General features: G+C 31.7%; 3 protein-coding genes. 1 reads left to right on the top strand and 2 read right to left on the bottom strand.

What is annotated here, in order from left to right; genetic code table 11:
• Together SOR77_RS07485 and SOR77_RS07480 are read right to left on the bottom strand one after the other, a co-directional pair.
• Nucleotides 1–789: DNA-3-methyladenine glycosylase family protein (locus SOR77_RS07485; RefSeq protein ID WP_320636511.1), on the bottom strand; the 789-nt coding region annotated here is incomplete at its 3' end.
• A 46-nt stretch (nucleotides 790–835) separates the two neighbouring features.
• The gene (locus tag SOR77_RS07480; protein WP_320636510.1) at nucleotides 836–1480 is read right to left on the bottom strand and encodes a redox-sensing transcriptional repressor Rex; all 645 of its coding nucleotides are present in this window, start codon (nucleotides 1478–1480) and stop codon (nucleotides 836–838) included.
• A 73-nt stretch (nucleotides 1481–1553) separates the two neighbouring features.
• On the opposite strand from SOR77_RS07480, the gene SOR77_RS07475 reads away from it, so the two are divergent.
• Entirely contained in the window at nucleotides 1554–3443 is a 1890-nt protein-coding gene (locus SOR77_RS07475) for an ABC-F family ATP-binding cassette domain-containing protein (RefSeq protein WP_320636509.1), read from the top strand.
• Nucleotides 3444–3802: the final 359 nt, after the last annotated feature.

The raw sequence follows: 3802 nt of genomic DNA, 5'->3' as shown, positions 1-3802 counted from the left end.
TATCCTTCTTCCTTCATCTGCAATCTTTCCTTTTGGAGTAACTTTTCCAAGATACAGTTCTTCCATTACTCTCTTTATCCATACATCAACTGGAAATGACTCACTTCTTTTAAACGCAAATAGAAGTATGCAATCGCAAACCTTAGGGCCAACTCCCGGCAATTTCATAAGTTCTTTTCTGGCTGTTTCTATATCTGCCGTTCTCAACAGCTCCATATCTAACATGCCATTGCTAATCATCTGTGCCGACTCGACAATATATCTATCTCTATAACCAACTCTTGCCTTTTCTCTTAAGTCTTCTACACTTGCCTTTGCAAGCTCCTCCGGTGTGGGAAATCTTGAGTGTGTTTCATCTATTTTTTCTCCATATTTATCTGCAATAAAATTCACCGCTTTTTTTATACGTGTTATGTTAGAATTTTGAGAAATTATAAATGATATTATAGTTTCAAATGGGTCTTGATTTAAAATTCTTATTCCACTTCCATATTCCATAGCATCTTTTAAAGTCTCTTCAAAAGATAACTCTTCTATCATAGAAGCGTAATTTCTATCTAAATCAAAATAATCTCTCCAAATTCTTTCAAATTCTTCTATTGTAGTATTTAGTTCCACAACTCCATCTACTACTTTGACATTCAACACTCTACCAAATGCAACTGTAGTATATGAGCCATCTTCTTCAGCTTCCCATCTAAATGCTTGACCACACTCAAAAATTTGCTTAGGTATAAAATTTGTAGCTCCCCTAAGTAATACTTTTCCTTCCAAGCTCTCTATTTTCATTTTTTCTCCTCATATAAAATATATTAAAAAAACCGGTTCTACCGGTTTAATAATTGTTCTTTAAATAATAAGATAATTTAAAAAGTGAATCATTTATCCTTATATTTTCTATAACTGGACCTTCAACTGCGACATCAACAGGAGCAAAATTCCAAATTCCCTTTATTCCAAGGGATGCCAATTTATAAATTACATCCACAGCAGCATTTTTAGGTACTGTTATAACAGCAACTTCAACTTTATTAGTTTTTATAAACTCTTCTAAGTTTTTTATATCTAAAATTGAAACTCCACTTACATCTTTTCCTATTTTTTCTTTATCGTTATCAAATAGTGCAATAATCTTAAAGCCACTATTTTTTATACCTTCGTAGTCTGCTATTGCCATTCCAAGTCTTCCTGCGCCTACAACAACCGTATTATATGCATGATTCATCCCAAGAATTTCTGAAATTTCTTGCTTAAGCGCCTCAGTGTTGTATCCATAGCCCTGCTGACCGAAACCACCAAAATTATTTAAATCCTGTCTTATTTGGCTTGCCGTAAATCCTGTGAGTCTACTAAGTTCCTGAGATGATATTCTCTCTATCCCCTTGCTAACTACATCTGAAACCATTCTGTGATATATCGGCAATCTTCTTATGACAGTTTCTGATACTTTGTTCTTAGCTGCCACTTTTAACCCTCCCATTATGTATATGTCAATTATATCAATCTTTAAATTAAAAGTAAAATTTGATAGAATGAAAAATGAGGTTAAATAAATGATTTTAAATATAAAAAACTTATCAAAGTCATATGTAATTGACCCTATTTTAGAGTCTGTAAATATGATTGTAGAAGATAGAGACAAAGTCGGCTTAATCGGAAACAACGGGAGTGGAAAAACCACTCTTCTAAAAATTATATCAAATGATATTTCTAAAGATGCCGGAGACATCATAATTCCCAAAGATATAAAAATAGGATATCTAAAACAAGAACATGATTTTGAAGATGGACTTTCTATATATGGTGCTTGTGAACAAGAATTCAAAAACTTAATAAAGATGGACTTAGAGCTAAAATCATTAGAGGCTAAGCTATCCGATCCAAACAATCCTAACTTAGAAAATGACATAGAGCGTTACGGCCACTTACAAGAGAAATTTATAGAACTTGGAGGATTCTCATATCCCTCTATGATCCGTGGCACTTTAATAGGTCTTGGATTTTCAGAGGAAGATTTTAATCGTAATGTAAACACACTATCAGGTGGTCAAAAGTCCCGAGTTGGTCTTGCAAAACTATTATTGTCTAAACCTGATTTAATGCTTCTTGACGAACCTACTAACCATTTAGATGTGGATGCCATTTCTTGGCTTGAAAAATATTTAAAAGACTATCTTGGCGCTTGTATAATAATATCTCACGACAGATATTTTTTAAATAATGTCGTAAATAAGATAGTCTTGTTGGAAAACCATAGCTTGACAACATTCGTGGGGAACTATGATGTCTATGTTAAAGAACGTAAAAAACAAATAGAACAACTTACAAAACAATATGAAAACCAACAAAAAGAAATAAAAAGACAAGAGCAAATTATCGAAAGATATATGAGTTTAGGGCGTGATAGATTTATAAGACAGGGAAAATCTCGACAAAAACTCTTAGAAAAAATGAAGAGACTTCCGCCCCCTAATGAGAGTAAAAAAACTAAGTTGTCTTTTACTCCTCTCTACGAATCCGGTAAGGACGTACTACAAGTAAGGGAACTTTCCAAATCATTTTCTAATAAGAAAATTTTTGAGAATATTACTTTTAATATCTATAAAAATGAAAAATGCGGAATAATCGGCGACAATGGAGTTGGAAAATCTACTCTGTTTAAAATATTGACTGGAGAACTCGAAAAAACTTCAGGCTCAATCCAATACGGTTCAAAATTAAAAATAGCTTATTTTGACCAAGAAATGGAACATCTAAATCCTGACAATACAGTCATCGATGAGATATGGGATGAATATCCAAAATTAACTCACTATGAAATTCGTTCGTATCTTGCAAAATTTCTATTCATCGGAGACGATGTATTCAAAATAATCGGTGATTTATCCGGTGGAGAAAAAGGACGTGTATCCATTTTAAAATTGATGTTAAAGGGTGCCAACACTCTATTCTTGGACGAACCTACAAACCATTTAGATATAGATTCCAAAGAAGTATTTGAAGAAGCAATACGCTCGTTTGATGGAACGGTTATATCAATATCTCACGATAGATATTTTTTAAATTCCACTTGCGATAAAATTTTGAAAATGAACTCCGATGGTATGGATGAATTTTTGGGAAATTATGACTACTATCTTCAAAAGACTAAAGGCGATGACGAAGATGATGAGGTAGTTATTTCTAAAACTCAACTTCAAATCCAAAAAAAGCAGGAAAAATTACAACGTGATGAACAGAAAAAACTAAAAGCTAAAAAAGAAAGCTTGGAAAAAGAAATTGAATCTCTTGAATCAGAAATAAATAATATCGACGTGGAACTCTCCAACCCTGAAATTTATTCTGATATTGAGTTGGTTCAAAAACTTAGCAACAAAAGACAAACTCTTTCGGATTCTTTATCAACTCTTTATGACCAATGGATTGAACTAGAAGAACTTTAATGTTTATAACTTTTTAGAATTCTATTTTATCCACAGAAATACATGGCTAAATTTAGAGATTATCATTTAGTATTTTAATTTATCTTAGATAATCATTTAAATTTAGCCATTTTATTTCCATAACTTATATTCACAATCAAAAACTCCGCTATCCCTTTTATTTACTTAATCCACAAATTTATCCACATTGTCCACACGTTTATATACAAATGTTCTACTATTATTTGTTAATTCTTATCCACATATTGTGAATTTCATGTGTAAAACTGTACTTTAAAGAGTTATTTTAGCAGTTTATTTAATTACTTTATGAATGTTTTTTGATTTTTAAACTCTTCTATTCAATTTTAATATTTCAC

It is taken from the genome of Peptoniphilus sp. (assembly GCF_034090345.1).
Lineage (GTDB): Bacteria > Bacillota > Clostridia > Tissierellales > Peptoniphilaceae > Peptoniphilus.
This window is presented reverse-complemented; position numbering and strand designations above follow the sequence as displayed.